The 17470-nt window shown below is 66.9% G+C and carries 16 protein-coding genes and 2 pseudogenes; 10 read left to right on the top strand and 8 right to left on the bottom strand.

The features are described from left to right. Position 1 precedes the first annotated feature (1 nt). The 4 genes from ACFY3J_RS30610 to ACFY3J_RS30625 all read left to right on the top strand — a co-directional run bounded on the left by ACFY3J_RS30610 (position 2) and on the right by ACFY3J_RS30625 (position 3539). Complete coding sequence (locus ACFY3J_RS30610) at positions 2-1432, top strand: amidase (RefSeq protein ID WP_384171323.1); 1431 nt, start codon at positions 2-4, stop codon at positions 1430-1432. Positions 1433-1637: 205 nt separating this feature from the next. Further along, positions 1638-2378 carry a rhomboid family intramembrane serine protease gene (locus ACFY3J_RS30615; RefSeq protein WP_390842165.1) on the top strand — a complete coding sequence of 247 codons (741 nt, stop codon included), beginning with the start codon at positions 1638-1640 and terminating at the stop codon, positions 2376-2378. Positions 2379-2904: 526 nt separating this feature from the next. Beyond that, on the top strand, positions 2905-3291 hold the full coding sequence (locus tag ACFY3J_RS30620; RefSeq protein ID WP_384171317.1) for a VOC family protein: 387 nt from the start codon (positions 2905-2907) through the stop codon (positions 3289-3291). Continuing rightward, positions 3288-3539 carry a hypothetical protein gene (locus tag ACFY3J_RS30625; protein WP_384171314.1) on the top strand — a complete coding sequence of 84 codons (252 nt, stop codon included), beginning with the start codon at positions 3288-3290 and terminating at the stop codon, positions 3537-3539. The genes ACFY3J_RS30620 and ACFY3J_RS30625 overlap by 4 nt, the downstream gene beginning before the upstream one ends. A 172-nt stretch (positions 3540-3711) precedes the next feature. On the opposite strand, the gene ACFY3J_RS30630 is transcribed toward ACFY3J_RS30625, so the two are convergent. Beyond that, complete coding sequence (locus tag ACFY3J_RS30630) at positions 3712-4821, bottom strand: hypothetical protein (protein ID WP_384172576.1); 1110 nt, start codon at positions 4819-4821, stop codon at positions 3712-3714. Between the two features lie 203 nt (positions 4822-5024). Here ACFY3J_RS30630 and ACFY3J_RS30635 point away from each other — a divergent pair, with 203 nt between their 5' ends. The 4 genes from ACFY3J_RS30635 to ACFY3J_RS30650 all read left to right on the top strand — a co-directional run bounded on the left by ACFY3J_RS30635 (position 5025) and on the right by ACFY3J_RS30650 (position 8314). Further along, complete coding sequence (locus tag ACFY3J_RS30635; RefSeq protein ID WP_384171312.1) at positions 5025-5573, top strand: SigE family RNA polymerase sigma factor; 549 nt, start codon at positions 5025-5027, stop codon at positions 5571-5573. Beyond that, on the top strand, positions 5570-6514 hold the full coding sequence (locus ACFY3J_RS30640) for a hypothetical protein (RefSeq protein ID WP_384171309.1): 945 nt from the start codon (positions 5570-5572) through the stop codon (positions 6512-6514). Before ACFY3J_RS30635 ends, ACFY3J_RS30640 begins: the two co-directional genes overlap by 4 nt. 461 nt (positions 6515-6975) lie before the next feature. After that, positions 6976-7305, top strand: coding sequence for a hypothetical protein (locus ACFY3J_RS30645; RefSeq protein WP_390842166.1), 330 nt, complete (start codon positions 6976-6978; stop codon positions 7303-7305). Between the two features lies 1 nt (position 7306). Continuing rightward, the gene (locus ACFY3J_RS30650; protein ID WP_390842167.1) at positions 7307-8314 is read left to right on the top strand and encodes a tyrosinase family protein; all 1008 of its coding nucleotides are present in this window, start codon (positions 7307-7309) and stop codon (positions 8312-8314) included. 219 nt (positions 8315-8533) lie between these two features. Here ACFY3J_RS30650 and ACFY3J_RS30655 read toward each other — a convergent pair. The 4 genes and pseudogenes from ACFY3J_RS30655 to ACFY3J_RS30670 all read right to left on the bottom strand — a co-directional run. Then, positions 8534-8725: pseudogene (locus ACFY3J_RS30655) on the bottom strand (hypothetical protein); the annotation flags it as partial. Positions 8726-8903: 178 nt separating this feature from the next. Beyond that, positions 8904-9269, bottom strand: a pseudogene (locus ACFY3J_RS30660) (hypothetical protein); the annotation flags it as partial. Positions 9270-10523: 1254 nt separating this feature from the next. Further along, a complete protein-coding gene (tcmP, locus tag ACFY3J_RS30665) occupies positions 10524-11387 on the bottom strand; it encodes a three-Cys-motif partner protein TcmP (RefSeq protein WP_384172573.1) in 864 nt (287 codons plus the stop codon). 112 nt (positions 11388-11499) lie between these two features. Continuing rightward, the gene (locus ACFY3J_RS30670) at positions 11500-12030 is read right to left on the bottom strand and encodes a hypothetical protein (protein ID WP_384171301.1); all 531 of its coding nucleotides are present in this window, start codon (positions 12028-12030) and stop codon (positions 11500-11502) included. A gap of 297 nt (positions 12031-12327) precedes the next feature. On the opposite strand from ACFY3J_RS30670, the gene ACFY3J_RS30675 reads away from it, so the two are divergent. Continuing rightward, positions 12328-13563, top strand: a complete 1236-nt coding sequence (locus ACFY3J_RS30675) for an IS701 family transposase (RefSeq protein ID WP_390842190.1) — start codon at positions 12328-12330, stop codon at positions 13561-13563. Then, positions 13560-14075 carry a hypothetical protein gene (locus ACFY3J_RS30680; RefSeq protein ID WP_384171298.1) on the top strand — a complete coding sequence of 172 codons (516 nt, stop codon included), beginning with the start codon at positions 13560-13562 and terminating at the stop codon, positions 14073-14075. Before ACFY3J_RS30675 ends, ACFY3J_RS30680 begins: the two co-directional genes overlap by 4 nt. 172 nt (positions 14076-14247) lie before the next feature. Here the strand turns inward: ACFY3J_RS30680 and ACFY3J_RS30685 are convergent, their stop codons facing one another. The 3 genes from ACFY3J_RS30685 to ACFY3J_RS30695 form a co-directional block, all read right to left on the bottom strand. Next, the gene (locus ACFY3J_RS30685; RefSeq protein ID WP_384171295.1) at positions 14248-14952 is read right to left on the bottom strand and encodes a hypothetical protein; all 705 of its coding nucleotides are present in this window, start codon (positions 14950-14952) and stop codon (positions 14248-14250) included. Positions 14953-15785: 833 nt separating this feature from the next. Next, positions 15786-16301 (bottom strand): VUT family protein, encoded by a 516-nt coding sequence (locus ACFY3J_RS30690; protein WP_390842168.1) that lies wholly within the window; start codon positions 16299-16301, stop codon positions 15786-15788. A gap of 393 nt (positions 16302-16694) precedes the next feature. Then, positions 16695-17468: a GTP cyclohydrolase I FolE2 gene (locus tag ACFY3J_RS30695; RefSeq protein WP_390842169.1), complete on the bottom strand. Its 774-nt coding sequence runs from the start codon at positions 17466-17468 to the stop codon at positions 16695-16697. Positions 17469-17470: the final 2 nt, after the last annotated feature.

Raw genomic sequence — 17470 nt, forward strand, 5'->3', positions numbered from 1 at the left:
AGTGTCCGAGTTGCACGAGCTGACCGCGGCCGAACAGGCCGCGGCGATCCGGGCGGGCGCTGTGTCGCCCGTCGAGTTCACCGCGCACTACCTGGAGCGCGTCGACGTCCTGAACCCGAGTGTCGGGGCCTTCACCACCGTCATGGCGGAGCAGGCGCTCGACCGGGCCCGGCAGGCCGAGAAGGAAGTGGCCGCCGCGTCCCGGACGGGTGCCGTGCTGCCTCCCCTGCACGGTGTGACGATCGCCGTCAAGGACCTGGTCCAGGTCGAGGACGTGCGCTGGACCCTGGGCTCGGCGGCGTTCACCGACCAGGTCGCCGACATGGACGACCATGTGGTCACCCGCCTGCGCCAGGCGGGCACGGTGCTGCTGGGCAAGACCAACACCCCCGAACTCGCGCTGCCCTGCTACACCGAGAACGAACTCGGCCCGCCCACCCGCAACCCATGGGACCTGGACCGTTCCCCCGGAGGTTCGAGCGGCGGTTCGGCGGCCGCGGTGGCCGCGGGACTCTCCGCCCTCGGGCACGGCACCGACGCCGGCGGGTCCATCCGCATCCCCGCCTCGGCCTGCGGACTGGTCGGCCTCAAACCCAGCCGGGGACGGGTCAGCAACGGTCCCGTCGACCATGACGTGACGGGTCTGTCGGTGCACGGGCCCCTCGCGAGGACCGTCGCGGACACGGCGATGCTGCTGGACGCGATGGCCGGGCCGATGCCGGGCGACGTCTACACGGCGCCGCCCCTGGCCGCGGGAGGGACCTTCCTGGCCTGCGTGGACAGGGAGCCCGCACGCCTGAGGGTCGCGGGGCTCCCCGGCCCGATGGTCCCGGACGCCGTGGTGCATCCGGACTGCGAGGCGGCGTACCGCAAGACGGTCCAACTCCTCGAAGGCGCCGGTCACCAGGTGGACGAACTGGAGATGCCGCCCGACCCGGACGTCGTCGAGGCGTTCCAGCGGGTCTGGGCGGTGGCCGCCGCCGGACGGCGGGTCGACGAGGAGGACGAGCCGCTCCTGACCCCGTTCACCCGTTGGCTGCGGGAGAGGGGACGGCAGGTGACCGGGCTGGAGTTCGCGGCGGGACTGGCGACCTTCCGCGGCCTCGGACAGCTCTTCGCGGACGTCTTCTTCGCCTCGTACGACGTGGTCCTCACCCCGACGCTGGCGCGCCCGCCCGCCCTGACGGGGGAGTTCTACGGGAAGGACCCCGCCGCCGACTTCGACGCCATGGCGGCGTTCATGCCCTACACACCGCTCTACAACATCACGGGCCTGCCCGCGGTCTCGCTTCCGCTCCACTGGAACACGGACGGACTGCCCATCGGGGTGATGCTCGGCGGCCGCTACGGCGACGAGGCGACACTGCTCTCCCTGGCGGCCCAACTGGAGACCGCCACCCGCGAGCCCCGGCCACGCCCCGGACTGTGGTGACGCCGACCGGAAGCACGCACCGCACGCCGCCCGCAAGGCCGGCACCGGGAGGTCCCCGCCCTTCCACGACCTGTGGAAGCGGCCGGCGCCCCCATCCCGCTCCCCGCGCACATGTTCTCCCCCTCCCCCCGCACGCCCGCCGCCGGGAATACTGGAAGTCCGTGGTGACGCGGACACGGATCCGCAGGGGGAGGGGGAACGCGCCATGGGCAGATCGAATCAGGAGCGGGCAGGGGCGGGGCCCGGGCCGGCCGGTCCGGAGCAGATGATCGCGGAGGCGCGGAAGGCGTTCTTCACGATGTTCGGGTTCCTCGCGGTGGTCTGGCTGGTGCAACTGGCCAACTACACCGGCGGCTACGCCCTCTCACGGCAGTTCGGGGTGGCGTCCGGCGACCTCGGCACGCTGCCCGACATCCTCACCGCGCCCTTCCTGCACTGGAGTTGGGCGCACATCGAGAGCAACTCCGGTCCGCTGTTCATCTTCGGCTTCCTCGCCGCCTACCGGGGGGTGGCCCGCTTCCTGGGACTGAGCCTGCTCGTCGCGGTGACGAGCGGACTCACCGTCTGGTTCCTCGAACGGGGCGGCGTGGAGACCGTGGGCGCCAGCGGCCTGATCTTCGGCTACTTCGGCTACGTCGTGGTCCGCGGCCTCTTCGACCGGCACCTGATCGACACGCTGATCGGCATCGTCATGGCGGCCTCCTTCGCCTACATGCTCACCGTCGCCGTGCCCGGGACACCGGGGGTGAGCTGGCTCGGACACCTCGGAGGCCTGATCGGCGGCCTGGCCGGAGCCTGGCTCTTCCGGGACCGGCGCGCACGGCCCACCGGAGCCGGCCGTCCCGACGGCGGCACCGGGACAACCACCGGCGGCGACCTCCCGGTGCGAGCCGACAACCCGCGAGCCGACCTGCACAAGGAACTCGGCGACCTGGGGCTCCTCTAGTGCTGTGACCGGAGAGGTTCACCGGCTCGTGACGCCCGGCACGGCTCCCCCAAGCTCTTCGAGCAGGGGGACCCCCAGCCGCGTTGTCGCATCACCCGAGTACATCCAGTACGCGGGTCATGCTCCGCCTTGCGATGTTCCCCCACTGCCTGAACGGCGTGGGAGGTGCCCTCAGCACCGGACGCCGCGAGCTTCCCGGCAAACCTTTCCGGTCACAGCACTGGCCGGGAGAGCCGTATGCCCGCAAGGCCGTGCACGACGAAGCGGTCGGGATGAGCGCGACGTGCGTTCGTGAGTACGCTCAGTTGTCTCGGTTCACTCATGGAGGCGCGGGGTTACGACTGGTCGCGTCATGTTCCCGTCCGCCCCGAGTCGGGTGACTGGTCGGGTGACGGCTCGGGTGATACGGATCCGGCTACCGTCCGCGGACCGCCCCGGCTAGGGTCGGAATTACGGCACCGCGTGCCGGACATCGGTTCGGTGGGGCACGGAGGCGCCGACAAGAGGTGCCGCAGGGAGGCACACCATGAACGTGGAGCTGAACCACACCATCGTCCACGCCCGGGACAAGCAGGAGTCCGCCGAGTTCCTCGCGGACATCCTGGGCCTGGAGGTCGGCGCGCCCTGGGGCCCGTTCGTTCCCGTCGCCACCGGCAACGGCGTCACCCTCGACTACATGGCCGACCCGGAGGGACCGATCGCCTCCCAGCACTACGCCTTCCTCGTGTCCGACGAGGACTTCGACGCGGCGTTCGACCGGATCCAGCAGGCCCACGTGACGTACTACGCCGACCCGCACCTGGAGCACCCCGGCGAGATCAACCACCGCGACGGCGGCCGCGGCCTGTACTTCCAGGACCCGGTGGGCCACGCGATGGAGATCCTCACCCGCCCGTACGGCAGCGGCGAGTGAGCACGACCACGGGGGTGGACAGCTCCGAGAAGGGCGACACGCGCGACGCCCACCAGGGCAACTGGCTCTCCATGCGCCCCCCTTACTCGGCCGCCGACCCACTGAGCCTGGAGTGGGCCTTGATCATCCGGCTGCTGGTGCCGGCCTCGGCCGCGTCCCTGCCGAGGTCGTCGGCCTGGTGCTGTGCGCGATCCTGCCGACCGTGGTGCTCGGCTCCCCACGGGTACGCCACCTGGTCCGCCCACTGACCCGGCCCTCCACCGGCCGGCTCTTCGTCCCCGCCACACCCGGGTCACAGCAGCCGGAACGGGCACCTGCCCACGTACCACCCGTACCGGGACCCGTACGCACCCCGTAGCCCCTTGCGGCAGGCCCTTCGTCACTCCCCGCGAGCGGCCCCGATCTCCCTACAGCCGCCGCTCACGACCGTGTGGCGGTCCCGCACCCCGCATCGCCGGCCTCCCGCATCCGCGTCTCCATCGACGTGCTCCGGTCGTACGGGTCGACCTCGGGGCCGTCTCCCGGGCGCGTGGTCGCACGCTCCGCGCTGAACTTGGGGGTCAGATAGCCGGTGAAGGTGTCGCAGCCACCGTTGGTGGTGTCCACCTTGTAGGAGACGAGGGAGAACGTACCCGGCTCGACGACGACCTTGGCCGGGTCGTCCCAGCTCATCACGACCTCGCGGCGCACGATGGTGCGCGCGACTTCGTCGATTCCCGCTGCGGCGGGTGCGACCGGATACACGTACGTGACATCGGTGGTCACCTCGACGGCACCGCGCTCGCCTTCCCGGTACGTGATCCGTCCTCGTGTCTTGACCACATCCCCGACAAGCCGGACCTCCGTCCTGTCGAACCGGCTGAACAGCAGCAGAGGGTCGTTCTCCCGACTGGGCGCGCGGAACGCGGTCGCCAGGAAGTCCTGGACATCCCGCTGATGAGGATTGATCACCGCGATCGCCTTCCCCGGCCGCTCCCCACGCAGCACTCCAGGATCCAGACTGGACGCCGCGAGGAAGCCCCGCGTCTTCTCGAGCGCCCGCGCGACCTGCTCCTTGCTCATCCAGCCGGTCGCCCGTGCCTCAGGCATGCCGATCCCAGCCGCACCGTCGCCCCACAGCGCCGCGGGCGACCCCCTGAACGGCTGCTTCATGGTCGGCAGTTGGGCTGCCGCCTCGGTCGGCGGCGGTTGATCCGGACGTTGCGACTCCGCGGCCGGCGGCGCACTCTCGCCGCCTCCGCCTCCGCCTCCGCCCCCGAACCATCCAGCCACTCGCCCTGGATCAAGCGCCACGACCACCAAGGCGGCCGCAACCAGCAGACCGACCGCGTACCAGACCTTGCTTCCCTGCCGGCGGGCCGGTTGGTGACTCCGCCACGGCTCCGGTCGGCCGGTGTCCTCCCGCAGCCGCCGCGTCACCATCCGGGCCCGCGCCGACGGCTCCTCGGGCGCGCCCTTGGTCCCCGCCTCGGCTTCACGAAGGAAGCGCTCCCACTCCTCGTCCGGTATGGACTCCCCACCCTTGCCCACGACGGGCCCCCGCTTCTTCTCACGCACCCGGCCCCACCCCAGGACGGGTCACCCTTCGTGCATCATCACACGGCTCGACCACTTGACACTTCGGTCCCAGCCGACGCTCGTCAGTGGCCCCGCGCACCTGACCGACAAGGGGCCGGATCCCGGGCAACCGAATCCGCCGAAACTGTGGTCTGGAGGGCGAGGGAGGGTGCTTGATGCAGGCCAAACAAGAGGCCGAGTTCCAAGAATTCGTGAGAGCGCGGTGGTCCCATCTCGTACGGACCGCGTATCTGCTCACGGGCGACGTGCACCACGCCGAAGACCTGACTCAGACGGCGCTGGCCAAGGCGTACCGATCATGGCGGCGCGTTTCGCGCAGCGACAGCCCGGAGGCGTACGTCCGGCGGATACTGGTCAGCTGCAACAGCGACCGCTTCCGCAAGCGGCGGGTCAAGGAGGCTCTCACCGCCGCGCCGCCGGAGGCGGCCGGCCGGGACGAGGCCGTCTCGTGGGCCGATGAGCGCAGCGCCCTGCTCGCGGCGCTGGCCGGACTGCCGCCGAAGCAGCGGGCGGTGATCGTCATGCGCTACTGGGAGGACCTGCCCGAGGCCGAGGTCGCCGAGATCCTCGGTTGCTCGCCCGGCACGGTCAAGAGCCAGGCGTCCAAGGCGCTGGCGAAATTGCGTACGCATCCGGGACTCGCACAGGTCGTGGACGCACCTGTCCGCAGCCGAGTGTCGTCCGGGCAGGGAGCCGGCAAGTGAACGAGGAGAAGAAGCGGCAGGGAATGGGAACAGGCGGGGACTTCGAGGAGCAACTGCGCGAGCTGCTCGCCGAGGACGCGAACACCATCCGGCCCGCTCCGGTGCCGTATCCGGCGATCCGTCGCCGGGGCACGGTCGAGCGGCGGCGCCGGGTGGCGGCGGCCGGAGCGGCCCTGGTGACGCTGGCGGCGGTGCCCGTGGGGGCGTACGCGCTGACCGACGGGGACGCGGGCGGGAATACGGTGGCATCGAAACCGCCGGTCAGCGCGGCACCGCGGACGCCGGTGACACCGACGCCGTCCGCGTCGCCGGCGGGGCCCGCGCGGCCGGCGACGGAGGGCCAGCTCCTCGACGGGATCACCTTCGGGCAGGCCGCCGACGGGCTGAAGAAGTGCCTCGCAGACGACCATTTGCGCACACCCGGCCCGTCCGGCTTCCGCATGGACCTGGGCGCGGCCGAGGACTACCGGATCATCCTGGCGATGAACAGCACCGGCGACTCCAACGCGCCCGGCGACGGCATGTACGTCGTCGCGGTGAAGGAGCAACCGAAGCAGACCCGGCTGATCTGCAACCTGAAGGACGGCCAGGCAAGCGGCATCAACGCCGGCGTAGGCTCCGACGACGTGCCGGGCGCCGGCCCCGTGATGGCCGACATCAACGGCGGCAAGCTCTACCAGCAGTCGTTCCTCGACCGCGGCAACTGGAAGCTGCCGTTCCGGTGGGGTGTCATCGGCACCGTCGAGCCGTCAGTGGCCCGGGTGACCGTCTCCTACGGCGGCGCCACCAGCCAGGCCGCCCTGGACCACGGCTGGTTCGTCGCCTCCGGCGTCCTGAACCAACAGGTCTCCGTGGCCCCGCGCATCAAGGGTTATGACAGCGACGGCAAGCTGGTCTACGACTCCGACGAGGACAAGAACCACGAGAAGCAGCTGCCGTAGCGCCACCTGGCCGGGGGCGCCACACAGGGGGCGGCGCCCCCGGCTCTCGGGCAGAGGTGCGGCATGAGGGCCTTTCTGGTCGCCGGTGCGGATGTGGCGATCCACACCTAGCCGGAAGGCCCTCACTCACCTCTGCGGAACAACATCCGGTGACGTGCGCGCCGCTGACGCCGCCGGCGCCGACGGGGGAGACGGTGTGCGTAGCGTCCGCCCGCAGCGATTTCACCTCGTGGCTCCCAGACTCGCGCGATCGGCGCGGAGCACGGTACCGGCAGGACCGGCCGTTGTCCGAGGAAGGTGACAAGGACGCTCGGGCCCGCGGAGGGAAGCCGCTTACAGGCTGGCAAGACTCTTGACCAAATGGCCGATTGGACAGCCAGGGTCGGGCCGGGGATGGTGGAAACAGAGGGATGTCCACACTCCCCTGACCCCTGCGAACCACCATTATCAGGGAGTCCGTCATGACAGCCATCGACCCGGAAGCAGTCGCTGCCGCCGCCGCGCCCGACACACTCGGAAGATACCTGGCCGAGTCGGCCCGGCCGACTGGAGAGCACACGCCGGGCCCAGCACCTTCCGTCCGCACGACGGAGCACGAGGGGCACCGGATCACGGTCACCACCACCTACGACGTCGTCGTGGACGGGACACCGGTGACGGCCCGGCTGCACGTGGCTGACAGCGGCATGCTGTACAGCCCCGGCCTGCCCTATCACCAGTTCACCTCGGCGCTTGACGCCGTCCGGGCACTGATGTCCACCTATCCCGACCACTTCGGAGGAGGCGCCTGAGATGGCCTTGGTCCGGAGAAACATCCTGCACGACGAGAACTCGCGGAAGAAATACATAGCGGGCGTCGATCTGCTCAAGAAGGAGAAGACAGGGCGCACCACCAACAGCTTCGGCATCCCTGGCCCGGAAAACCCGGTGTACACCTACGACCTGTTTGTGATCTGGCACATTCAGGCGGGAACTTACCCCATTCCGCGGAACGGCGACCCGTTGCTTCGCAATTACGCCCACCGAGGGCCGGTCTTTCTGCCGTGGCACCGGTTGCTGCTCATCCTCGTGGAGTACAACATTCAACGGATACTCGGAGACAGCAGCTTCGCGCTGCCGTACTGGGACTGGTCGGCCGACGGCGACGACGGCTCGCCGACCGATGCCCCGATCTGGACGTCCTCGTACATGGGCGGGCAAGGGAACCCCGTCTCCGACGGGCCGTTCGGCTTCTTCCCGAACGACCCGGACAATTTCACCGTCCGCATCGAAAGCGGCCCCGACGGACGGCCGTCGCAGGCCGGGAACGGCCGGGGACGGGGTCTGATCCGGGAGTTTGCCCGGCCCTGGCCGGGAGGCTGGGAGACCCTGCCGACCGGCGCGGATGTGAAAGCGGCCCTCGACTTCGCACCAGACAGCCCCAATCCCAAACCGGAAGACCGGTACGACGTCGTCGACTACAGCGTCAACTCGGACGGCTTCCGCAGTCGACTCGAAGGCTGGCGCCCAGCGACACGGCCCTGGACGCACAATCAGGTTCACATGTGGACAGGCGGAGACATGCTGCCGCTGAGCTCCCCCAACGACCCGGTGTTCTTCCTGCACCACTGCAATGTGGACCGGACCTGGGAGAGCTGGCTGCGACGCTACGGCCGCATCTACACCCCAGACATGGCAGCACCGGACACGTATGCGGGTGAACGGATCGGCGACACCCTCGCCCTCCCCGCGAGCTACCCCTTCACGCCGGGAGACATGCTGGACCAGAGCAGCTGGTGCAGCTACGACCAACTGCCCTGAAACCAGCAGCGCGGCGCACCATGCCGCATGCGCTCCGCTACATCGTCGACAACGGCGTGAAGTGGCCCGCGCTGCCTGCCGAGACCTTCCGCAATCTCAGCTTGGGAAGCTGCGATCACTTGCGGCCGGATCGTCAACTGCGTAGCCGGCTGCGAGGTTTGGCATCCGAGACCCCTGGAATCCGCCTCGCGTCCAGGGGCCTCGTCGTTGCTCCATGCCTCAGTTCATCGGATAGCCGATCTCCGCAATGTCCTCTACGAGGTCTGCCAGGAAGATCTCGGAGTTCAACGCGCGGACCACTTCTTCGGTCAGAGGACGCGAAGCGAAGACGTGGCGAACGGCCTCCAGGTCGACCGGGACTTCGTAGTAGTCCTCGGCCCACCGCTGAAACGCTTCCGGTGAGCGATCCACAGTGCCCGGCCGCAGCAAACTGGGGGGCTCCTGCGACACAGCTCCGACACAATGCGCGTCCCCGTACCACAACGGACTGGCTCCAGCGCAGGTCAGACGGGATGCGAGGTTCAATCGGCGCAATCACTCCGGAGCCGTGTGCGCAGGTTCGAATCCTGCCGGGGGCACCCCTTCTGACCAACAGGTGGAAGAGGTGCCCGGCGCCGTCCGGATCTTCTGCTCCCTCGTCGGGAAAGTCGATCGTCCCCGCTCGCCAGCCGGCATCGCCCGTCCATCGCCACATACACGCGGTGACGAGAGGCATCCCGTCCTCATCCGAGAACGCCGGCTCCTCGACGCACGGCCGGAAGACGTCAGGAACCTCATCGAGCACTCCGGGCCATGGCCCGTCCGCTGCGTAGGGGCTCATAGGCGATTCGTGATCGAATCCCCGGACGTAGGCGCCGGCGGGCGAGAAAACGATCGAGTACTCGTCGCCCGATCCGTTCCGCATCGAGGCCATCGACTCCTTCTCGGACCAGTGGTCGTCGAAACTGCTATCTCGGGCAGTTGCCGAGCAACGTCATGAACGGTCACCCGCTCATCCAAGCGCACGCCTCTGACACGTCGGGTCCCTGCCTGGCTGGTGGCGGTCGCACCGACCCGAGAACTACCGGAAAGCCTGACTCACCTGCTGTCGGCGACGCTCAGAGGTGCCCAAAGACCCCGTGGCCAGCGGAGACGCTGTGTGCGGGGTCTAGTTCATCTTCGCCCGCACGAGGAGAGCGGCCGGCGCAAGGAGTGGTAGCGGTCCTCCCACTCAGGGGCTCAAGACTGCTTCCAGGATGGCCAGCGAGCGGCAGTGCTCACGGAGGACGGCGCCATGGGTCAGAGACACCTTCGTACCGAAGCAACTTGGGTAGGCGCTGACCTTGAGCCGCTGTTGCCCCTCACCTGCTCCGGTAATCCGCAGATGTGCAGGGTTGTCCGCCGCTGCAGAGTCCTCGCCAGGAAGCTGGCGAGGACTCTGCAGCAAAATGAAGGCCAGTGTTAGCGGGTTGCCCCTAACTAACCCCGAACTTGCAGCGATTCCTTTCCCTTTCCCGTGCGCTTGACGCTTTCGCGAGCGTCACGAGCTATACTTGCTGGTGCACCAGGTGTCGATGCCATTCTTGCCGGCGCAGACCTGGAATGAGACGACTGGGTTGCTTGTGGTACCCACGTCTCGGATGCCACAGCCGCTTTCAGAGCCGTTCGCATCACCAACTAGCCCACTAGCACCTGACTTCAGCCAGTAATGAGTGCGTACTCCATACCCGTCTGCAACGCTGTCGCATGCGCGTACGGTTGTGTGGTTGTTCAGGACACTGCCCCAGCCGCAGTAACCCCATATACCACAGGATAGATCTACACTGCGGTCATGCGCTGATGCGTAAGGGGCGGAGGCCAACAGGAACAAACCTGTGAGGCCCGCAACCACTGCCCCCATTACGGAGCGCTTTTTCTGCACGCTTCTCTCCCCTGTCGTGTCCATTACAGCGTCGGTGCGGGGAGTATGGCACGTGAGGCGTCTTGGCGGCAGGTTTTTCGCAGCGCAGTCAGCATTGTGCGCTTATGCCCCTTTTGCTATCGGTTAGAGTCGCTTCACGTCACCATGTGGACGTGGCCCGGACTGCTGCCTCGCAGTCCCGGATCTGCTGTGCACCCCTCGTCAGGCAAAGGTAGATCGGAAGTCGCCTCCGGCTCCTACGTCCATTGAGGGGTCGGCATCGCCGACGGCTGTAACACCCCGGGCAGTCACCCGAGACGGTACGTGTGCCTATGGCGGTGTGATCCTCAGAGAAGGCACGTCCCCAACTCCGTTGCATCCGGTTTTACTTTCGCGATGCAACTGCTTCACTGCAGCCTTGATGTGCTTCTGTCGCGCCTCGCCGAGGACGTCACCCATGACCTCGGCGTGATAGCGATCAATGAGGAAGGCACCGTGAGTTCTGAGCAAGCGTTCAATGTTGCTCTTAATCGTTGCGATCCACTCCCGCTCACGCTGCTTCTCATCCTCCTCGAACATATCGGCGCTGTCGAAAAGCGTTTCTTCAGTTCTAGGCGGCAGAATCTCTCGGCGCCAACGGCTTTGGGCAAGGCTGATGGCTTCCCCAAAGAGCCAAAGCCCGTCCTTGTGGCGGCTGAAGAGGACCAGATGATACGCAGGCTGATGGTGTGCGCGGTTGCGTACGGGGAGCATCCATGAGTGGGCTCGCACAACTGCACCTACGCGCTCGGCGTAGCCTTCCGCTATGCGCTGCACAGCTTCACGGTTGTCGGCTGCCTGCATGAACTCGTCGCGCCACCATCCGCCGCCACAGGCGGAGTCCATAGCGACCAGCGTTGCTTCCTTGCTCTTGGTCTCCTTGGTGCTACGGAGAACCCCTCCGATCCGCCGTACCGCGTTGGCGTTGAAGTTCAGGAGGACTTCAGTGGCGTCTCGTCCTGTGGCGCCTGCAGGTCGACGAGACCCGAAGAGTTGCTCAGTCAGCGCTTCGAAGCTCAGGCCGAGGCCGAAGGGATCGATGAATGCGAGGAGTGGTGCTCCCTGCGCCTGTTTGACTACGTAGTCGAGGTGCTTCTGAACTTGTCCGTTGAGTGCCTGCGCAGTGAGCCCGCGGTCACTCGCCTCTTCGACCAGCGTTGCTAGTACTCCAGTTGTAGATCGTGATCTTGTGTCTTGCGGCGGCGAAGGTTGAGCGCGTGTCTCCCGACAACGGGAGCGCCTCGACCTGGTAGGAGGCGCCGTAGCGTTACATGTTCTGGCAGGCCTTGGCTTTGAACTCCGCTATTGAGACGGTGATTGCGGATACATCGCCGTTGTCCGAGATGCTGTCGTAGCGAACCTTTCCCGGGGTGAGCCGGTCCCGGTCGGCCAGGGTGAAGGAAATGCTGTTCGCTGCCCATGAGCCGTCCTTGGTCCACCCGTAGAGCGCGTAGGTGGTCTTGGCGGTGAGCGGAGCGAGGGATCTGGTTGCGGTCCAGCCAGCAGCAGGAGAATCGAGGGGCCAGGTGGCGAGACCCGGCGTGAGGGGGCGGTCGGCAGTCCATGAACCGACCGTCACCTGCTTGTTGACGTCGTCGCTGTCCACGTAGAGGGTCGCGCCATCGATCTGATGTCCGCAGACCATCATGACGCCGAGCAGATGGCCGTCGGCGGTCACGGAGATGCCGGCGACGGCGTCGGCGGGAACGGTGCATCCTGAGGTTGCGGCCAGGGCCACGCCGACCGCGACGGCACCGACGAAGCGCCGGAACACCGGACGTGAAGTGGTCGACCACATGCTTAGCCCCTGCCCGGGGTGCGCGTGGGGCCCCCTGCCCCGGATGGTAGGGGGCGAGAGGCGTCTGGCCGCAGGGTCGCCACCCACTCGTTGCGCGCTCGTTGTTGCCTTGTAGTCGCTTGGCTGAGTCAGCCCGATCACGGCACCGATGCCCCGGCACCTTCTGCTCAACGAGTGGCGGCATGCGAAACGGATGCGACCACCGATGATCATCGGTGTGTGAAGACAGAAGATCAGGCGGTGGCCGCAGGTCACAGCATAGATCCAGCCCGCTGGCAGGACATGTTCGAGGCTCTGATGGGCCGCATCGCGGGACGGTTCACCCGAGTGGAACCACGGCGTCGGGCGCGGGAGTTCGTGCTCGGGCTCTTGTCGGACCTGCCACGCAAGAATTGCTGGACGCTGGCCGAGCACGCCGGCGATGCCACCCCGTACGGCCTGCAGCATCTGCTGTCGAGGGCGAAGTGGGATGCCGATGCGGTCCGGGACGATCTGCGTAGCTTCGCCTTCGAGCAACTGCATGATGAGGACGTGGTGTTGGTGGTCGACGAGACCGGCGACCTGAAGAAGGGCACCGCCACTGTCGGCGTGCAGCGCCAATACACCGGCACTGCCGGGCGCATCGAGAACAGCCAGGTCGCCGTCTACCTCGCCTATTCCAGCCGACGCGGGCACGCGGCGATCGACCGGGAACTGTATGTGCCGCGCTCGTGGATCACGGATGCGGCCCGCTGCCGGTTGGCCGGGATTCCCGAGGAGATCGGCTTCGCCACGAAGCCCGCGCTTGCCCTTCGTATGATCGACCGGACCCTGGATGCCGGGATCCGTGCAGCCTGGGTGGCCGCAGACGAGGTCTACGGAGGCAACCCGCAGTTGCGGAGCGCGCTGGAATACCGCCAGGTCGGCTACGTCCTCGCGGTCGCCTGCGATCACCAGATCGCCACCCGGGCGGGCAAGGTGCGGGCCGATGCACTGGCCAAGAAGCTGCCGAAACGGGCCTGGCAGAAATTCTCCGCAGGCGCCGGCGCCAAGGGGCATCGCTACTACGACTGGGCCCTGGCCGACGTTGCCGACGACCAGCCCGGTCACCGCCATCTACTCGTTCGCCGCAACCGCAACAGTGGCGAACTCGCCTTCTACCGCTGCTACTCGGCCACCCCGGTGCCGCTGGCCACGCTGGTGCGGGTGGCCGGGCGCAGGTGGACCGTCGAGGAGACGTTCCAGGCCGCCAAGGGCCTGGCCGGGCTGGACGAACACCAGGTCAGACGCTGGACATCCTGGCACCGCTGGGTCACCCTCGCGATGCTCGCCCATGCCTTCCTGGCCGCAGCCACCGCACACGAACACGACCACCACCCGGCCCCAGGCGAGCTGATTCCGTTGACCTGCAACGAGATCCAGCACCTGTTCGCCGCACTGACCACCACCGCCCGCCCAGCCGCACATCACCTCGGCTGGTCCGTCTGGCGACGACGCCATCAAGCCCGTTCCCGGGCCTGCCACTACCAACGGCAGGCTATCCATCAACGATGAAGATCATGATCTACAACTGGAGTATTAGTTCCGCTCTGGCCGCATGGACGGCCCACTACTTCACGGCCCGAACGGAGAGGGCGAGGCAAGATCACGCTGACAAGCAGGAGGATGCCAAGCGCCGCCACGAGTCGCGACTCGCCGAAGAGCAGCGAGTGCGGGAGCAGGTTGCGGCCACAGCCACAGCTATCTCGAAGATGCTGCGTGACTTCCGTAAGAAGGCTAAGGAAGCGTCTGAGGCAGTCAGCGTCCGAAGGATCGAGTTGTACGACGAGTGCGCGGCTCTCGTGCGTAAGCACCATGATGAAGCGCTGCCCGTCATCGAGGTCATGCCTGACTTCGACCTGCGAGAGAGGGCCAACAGGGTCTTCGACGCGCATGGGACCTGGGCCAGCAGGACGGCGGAAGCCATTGTGAACGGCACCGCACGACCCGAGCGTGCAGGCTTGGACGACAGCCGCGAGCGCTTCTATCGGCACGCTCGGATCGTGATCAAGAACGCTGCGGGTTGACCCACACGCCCCTCACACGCGATCAGTGCGCATCAATGAGCAAGAGCGGGAGACAGTGAGACCGTCTCCCGCTCTTCCATATCGGCATCCGCCCTAATCAGCGCGTGTTCTCTGCTGATCCTCGGCGAGTGCCCCCGCAGGATTCGAACGTGCGCACATGGCTCTCGTGAGCCTACGCAGGGGGCAGGGGAGTGACTCGATGGCCGTCCGACTGCCGCTCACCGTTGGTATCGAAAAGTTTCAGTGCACTGTGGATGCTCTTCAGGTCTGCTGTGGCATTGCTGAGCTCAAGGGCAACCGCTGCAGTTAGATTGTCCCTGAGGAGAGGCTGTTGCACCTGCTCAATGAGTTCGAGTGCGCGCACCACCTTAGCGTCCGCCTCAGCGTCCTGCCGAAGGTCTGCGAGTACTTGGATCATCATCTTTCGTTCTTCGGCCCGGTTACGGAAGAAGAAGAATGAAAGGACCTGTGAAAAGATGCCGCCCGCTGTCGTGACAACTGCCAGTGCCTGGTCGTCGGAGTGGTGCACGCCCAGCCAGATACCACCGCCAATGACGATATAGCCCACTACAGCCGCAATGAGTGCGGCGAAAAAGCTGACGTCGGCACGTCGGCCGACCTTCTTGTAATAGCCCTCCAACACTTGGGAGAGGGCCGCCTGTGCTGTGCCGTCGCGCGGTGCCTCTGGGATGGGGGGAGCCGGCTCAGGTTGGGGCGGATGGACCGGCGGATGGTCACCAGCAGGTGGTTCGGTTTCGCTGCTTGTTCGGGCGCGTAGGCGATAGAGGGCGTCCTTCCATGCGTCGCTTCCGTGGTCTGCGAGCGAGGCGCCTGCCCGTGACGCGAGGGCGGTGATCACTAGGGACACCGGATCCATTTGTTCCCCCCTTGGATGCGGAGTGTGGACGCTAGCGGAGTGCGTCACCTCCCACACAGGTCTTGGGTGAATCTGCCATGGAAAACTCGGTGAGCGCCTCGCCAGTCGTCGAGACCTGCCGCATGGGAGACCTGCAGAAGATCCCGCGCACCGCTTGCGGGTGTCCACGACGGCATGGGAGCGACAGAAGAGCGAAAACCATGGGGCACGGTCAGGCAACGTGTGGGCTCACACGCCCCTCACACGCAAACCATGAGAGACAACGAGAGAGGGCGGGAGTCAGTGAGACTGACTCCCGCCCTCTTCTGTCGGCATCCGCCCTGGTCAGCGCCTGATTTCTGCTGATCCTCGGCGAGTGCCCCCGGCAGGATTCGAACCTGCGCACACGGCTCCGGAGGGCGTTTCATGCTCCTACGTTCACGCAGGTCACGGGTTGATGATCGGCCGATGGAACGCGATCCGTCCACAGGTAGTCCACAGACGCTCAAAGAGGCTGTGAGCTAGTGCCCACGTCCATTCGGGTGCATCCCGGACCTACGTGGCGCAAACGGTGACCGTAGTTGGACACCGTCCACCGCCTTGTAGCCCGGCCGTCGTCTACCGGTCGTGGTCTAGGGCCAAGGACTACGGTCGGGCTCCGCGGGGCCGTCTGGGCTTCCACCCAGTGTGCCGGAGTGGAGGCGAAGAGCAGAATTCGTGTCACTCCAGGCCCTGAAGATGCCGCCAGAAGGCACGCCTGCGAGGCGGTGAGACCGGGTCGAGCAGCGCGAGGAGTTTGCGGGTGGCCAGGTGCGGTAGTTCGCCACCGAACAGGGGCGCTGAGGCTGGGAGCCTCAGGCGATAACGCGGTAACGGCGGCGCAGTAGCGCCAGGACTATGACGGCCGCGAAAGTCATCCACGTTTTGCCGAGGATTTGTCCAGGCAGGTAATTAAGGGAGCCGAAGGCAAGGTGGAGGAACAGGAGGCTGTCGACGAGAAGCCCGACGGCGTTTGAGGCGAGTATCGCAACCAGAAGTCCTCGCCGGCGCAGGGGTTCGTATACGACGAAGTCCATGGTCTCAGCGACTGCGAAGGCAACCGCTGAGGCAGTGGCGAGGCTGGGGTCGGCGAGGAGGTAGGAGAGGACGGTGCCGATGGCTATGGCGGCAAGGATGGCGCCTCTGCCGGTCGCCTCGCGTGCAAGGTCGCGCAGGACGAGCGCCAGGCCGACGAGGTAGACGCCGGCAGGCGCGACGTAACCGAGGCCGACGGGTACCGCGCCGAAGTGGGTGACGGCCAAGTTGGCGGCCGGGATAGTGGCGATGTAGGTGATAAGTGTGGCGATACCGGCAGGAGCGGGGGCCTTCACGATCTACTTTCTGTCTCGGTGGCGGGGTGCTGCGCTCGGCTCCAGCGGCGGACGGGCGGTGGGACGAACGTGCAGACAGTGCAGCGCACGGCACTGACATCCATAAGGCGTCAGTCCGTGCTGTGGTGTTGGGGGAAGTGCTCGGTTTCGGGGGTGTTTAAGGTCCGGGGTGTCAGGCGGCGATCCCGCGCTAAGGCACTCGGGTGGGTCTCTCAACGGCGGGCGCCAGACAGCGTCGCGGGTGCCGGCCTGCTGTACTGGCCGATGGGCGTGTGCATAGCCGCCAGTGGACGCCGCGCGGGCTCGGGCGGAACGATGCGCCTTGCCGCCGCAGGCACGGCGTAGGGAAGGGGATGGCATCCCCCTTCCCAGCCTGGGGCCGCGTGCGTGGGTTCAACTGGTGTAGGTCAGGTTGGCGATGGCGTCGTGGCTGTGAATACTTTCCAGGTTCTTCGCCCGGATCGCGTGATTCAGACCCTTTTCGCGGCATGCGAGGCTTATGTCACGAATGACGTCTTCTACGAAGACGGGATGGTCATATGCCTGCATGGTGACGACGCGTTCGTCGGGCCGCTTGATGAGGGGGAAGACGGGGGCGGAACCGGCGCTGCGCAGCAGGTCGACGATTTCGTGAATCGCCAGGGGGTAGGGCGCGTCGGTGGTCCCGGTGACCGTGAGGGTGATCTCGCTGCGCTGGTTGTGGGCGCCGTAGTCGGAGATGGCCTTGGAGCACGGGCACAGGCTGGTGACGTCGGTGGTCACCGTGGTGGCGACGGTGCAGGTGTCGGCGGTGATGCGGCCGGTAATGGTGACGTCGTGGGTTTGCCACGACTGTCGCTTACTGGCGGGTGCGGTCACGGTCGTGGCGATGGGCAGGGACAGCGTCAGTGCCAGGGTGGGGGCTTCGAGCAGTTCGAGCCCTCGTTTGAGGGCGATGGGCAACTCCTGCGGGGCGAGGGTGGCCACTTCCTCGTGCACCAGGGCGATCATGCGGCTCATGTGGGTGCCGCGCCGGTCCGCCTGCAGGCCGACGGTGACGCTGATGTCGGCGATGCCGTTCTGGCGCGTGTGGCCGTCATCGAACGTGACGGGGTAGCGCAGGCCGCTGATCCCTACTTCGTCGATGGCGATGCCGCGGGAGTCGGCCTCGTTTTGGATGTCGTGCATGC

The sequence above is a fragment of the Streptomyces sp. NPDC001231 genome (assembly GCF_042896885.1).
Taxonomy (GTDB): Bacteria; Actinomycetota; Actinomycetes; order Streptomycetales; family Streptomycetaceae; genus Streptomyces.

Coding starts and splice junctions, on each gene's coding strand:
- ACFY3J_RS30645 (WP_390842166.1), top strand. CDS start 6,976: ATGACAGCCATCGACCCGGAAGCAGTCGCTGCCGCCGCCGCGCCCGAC.
- ACFY3J_RS30670 (WP_384171301.1), bottom strand. CDS start 12,030: ATGTGGTCGACCACTTCACGTCCGGTGTTCCGGCGCTTCGTCGGTGCC.
- ACFY3J_RS30635 (WP_384171312.1), top strand. CDS start 5,025: ATGCAGGCCAAACAAGAGGCCGAGTTCCAAGAATTCGTGAGAGCGCGG.
- ACFY3J_RS30675 (WP_390842190.1), top strand. CDS start 12,328: ATGGGCCGCATCGCGGGACGGTTCACCCGAGTGGAACCACGGCGTCGG.
- ACFY3J_RS30650 (WP_390842167.1), top strand. CDS start 7,307: ATGGCCTTGGTCCGGAGAAACATCCTGCACGACGAGAACTCGCGGAAG.
- ACFY3J_RS30680 (WP_384171298.1), top strand. CDS start 13,560: ATGAAGATCATGATCTACAACTGGAGTATTAGTTCCGCTCTGGCCGCA.
- ACFY3J_RS30685 (WP_384171295.1), bottom strand. CDS start 14,952: ATGGATCCGGTGTCCCTAGTGATCACCGCCCTCGCGTCACGGGCAGGC.
- ACFY3J_RS30695 (WP_390842169.1), bottom strand. CDS start 17,468: ATGCACGACATCCAAAACGAGGCCGACTCCCGCGGCATCGCCATCGAC.
- ACFY3J_RS30615 (WP_390842165.1), top strand. CDS start 1,638: ATGGGCAGATCGAATCAGGAGCGGGCAGGGGCGGGGCCCGGGCCGGCC.
- ACFY3J_RS30620 (WP_384171317.1), top strand. CDS start 2,905: ATGAACGTGGAGCTGAACCACACCATCGTCCACGCCCGGGACAAGCAG.